The organism is Rhodoferax sp. ZS1R8, from assembly GCF_056521325.1.
Window position 1 is genome coordinate 1 of record NZ_JBWMBA010000082.1, and the last position, 1,376, is coordinate 1,376.

The 1,376-nt window shown below is 53.8% G+C and carries 2 protein-coding genes; both read left to right on the plus strand.

The window, feature by feature from the left end; genetic code table 11:
• The first annotated feature begins 276 nt into the window (after nt 1-276).
• A complete protein-coding gene (locus AC097P_RS23945) occupies nt 277-456 on the plus strand; it encodes an oligopeptide/dipeptide ABC transporter ATP-binding protein (protein ID WP_479612928.1) in 180 nt (59 codons plus the stop codon).
• 373 nt (nt 457-829) lie between these two features.
• Nucleotides 830-1,376 (plus strand): TonB-dependent receptor plug domain-containing protein (locus tag AC097P_RS23950; protein WP_479612927.1); only part of this gene is annotated, 547 nt, incomplete at its 3' end.

The window sequence follows — 1,376 nt, forward strand, 5'->3', positions numbered from 1 at the left end:
CAGCATCTTTGCCAAGCAGTTGCTGGTATTGGGCCTCCGAGAGGATGACCGCAGATTGCTTGTTCCGCTTCATGATGTGAGCAGGACCCGAGCGCAAACGGTCATTGATAACCGCCATGCCGCGGCGCTTGATCTCCGAGATAGTCAGTGAGTTTTCCATAACGTGCTCCTTGCGCCAATGATACCAAAATCAGTACTATTCACGCTACATTGAACGGTCTCTTTGGATGCGCCGCCAGATAGGTCTGTCCCAGTCGAAATGGGCCTGGGCCGCGCATTGAGCGCGGCAAGACTTTGCAACTTCTGCAGGGTGAGCTGCCGTCGCCTATCAATCAACCCTCGGGCTGTGTGTTTCGCACACGTTGCCCCAAGGCAGTGGCGCAGTGCGCCCAGGCAATTCCGGCTTTGCGCCAGGTGGCTGCGCAATCGCAAAGCGCTTGTATTTTGGAGAGCTAACGGCCCGAAAGAGTAGAGAAAAAGCGTGGATAAGTGCACCGAATTGGCCTGTAAAACAGGCAGTGCATTTTCAGCGTGGTGCAGTGCACCAATGCAGTGTGCGCCACGCAAAACTTGACCATTTGTCCAAGTTGAAGGCCGGAGTGCGGAATTTGTGTTTTTTCGTTGTGCCGAAGTAACAATAAGGTAACTTTTGCTGAAATCCCTTATTTACAAAAATACCCCTGTCTTTATAACATGCTTGTACGGAAGTTATTTTGCTAGTGGGACCAATTCTTGCTGAGTCTGGCCCGCCAGTACATCTGACCGATGAAACTGTATACAAGTCTGCCCTAATGTTGGGCGATCAGGTTTTTAATCAATTGGAGAATTCATGAGTCACAAAACTCCCAAGTTCCGACACAGCTTGCTGGCACGTTCGGTATTAGTCGCCTGCGGCGCTTCTGCCTCCGTGTTGGCAGTGCAACCTGTTCTGGCGCAAGATGCTGGTGCCAAGTTGCAACGTGTTGAAGTAACCGGCTCTGCCGTTCGCCGCACGGACGCCGAAGCCGCACTGTCGGTTCAGGTTCTGACCAAAGAAGACATCGCTCGCACAGGCGTTACCAGCACGGAGCAGTTGCTGCAAACCGTTAGCGCGCTCTCGTCCGCTGGCGGTACGCAAAGCTCTGAGGGTGCTGGTTTATCCACATACGGCGCTGCAACCATTTCTCTGCGTGGCCTGGAAGATACCCGCACTTTGGTGCTGGTGAACGGCCGCCGCCTGGCTTCGTTTGCTGACGGCGGTGCGGTCAACGTTAACGTTATTCCTCTGTCCGCCATTGAGCGTGTTGAAGTGCTGAAAGACGGCGCATCCAGCATTTATGGCTCGGACGCGATGGCCGGTGTGGTCAACTTCATTTTGGTCCGCTCGTTCAACGGCA